The sequence below is a fragment of the Neisseria sp. P0021.S006 genome (assembly GCF_051956895.1).
Window position 1 is genome coordinate 1 of the sequence record NZ_JBQCWZ010000604.1, and the last position, 808, is coordinate 808.

Consider the following 808-nt stretch of genomic DNA (forward strand, 5'->3'; position numbering starts at 1 on the left):
TACATAGACAAAGGTGTCCATGTAAACGCCCAAGACATCTACGGCATGACACCGCTGCATTACGCGATGCGGGCAGAAAACGGAGATGCGGCCATGGTACTGTTGGAGGCCGGAGCGGATCCGAACATTGAAACCTATACCGACCAAGGAATTCCTTTGGCCATGATAGGCGGCATCCCCGACAGACTGGACGTTTTAAAAGCCATGCTGGACAAAGGTGCAGATGTGCATCACCCGGTCAAGAATGCAAACATGTCGCTATTGGATTTTATGAAGACTTATTTTTCCGATGACCAAAGTTTGAAACCGGTTATTGCCCTAATGGAGCAATATGCCTGATGCGCCATAGGTAAGGATAGCTCTCCCGCGAAATCCAGCTCTATTTGGCAAGAGCAAGCCGTAGCCCATATGAAACCTAAACTCAACAAGTAGGATGTGTGCGGAACGCACGCATGCGGTTCTCAAGGTTTGAGCCAAAAGGTCGTCTGAAACAACAAATACCTTTCTTTTAATAAGTTGCCACAGCAATCAGACAAAAGCAGCCTATCTCCACATCCATATAGGCAACATAGGGGAGATATTTTGTAAATTCTACAAATATTTTACCTGCTAAACAGGGTAGGATATGGTATGAAGCGAACATTAGCTTAATAAACACTATGTCAAGATCGAATCAGGCTGGTACTAGATTGTTGTATTCCAATGATGGATTGCTATATAACAACTGATCGTTATATCTCTGCAACACAAATTGGAACTTGTAAATAGGAGTATAACTTATGCAATTAGAGATTATCGGCAGTAAAAT

1 protein-coding gene is annotated in these 808 nt (G+C 43.3%); it reads left to right on the forward strand.

The window, feature by feature from the left end; genetic code table 11:
- Window positions 1–339 (forward strand): ankyrin repeat domain-containing protein (locus tag ACTHUM_RS15980; RefSeq protein ID WP_440403418.1); only part of this gene is annotated, 339 nt, incomplete at its 5' end.
- Between the last annotated feature and the right edge of the window lie 469 nt (window positions 340–808).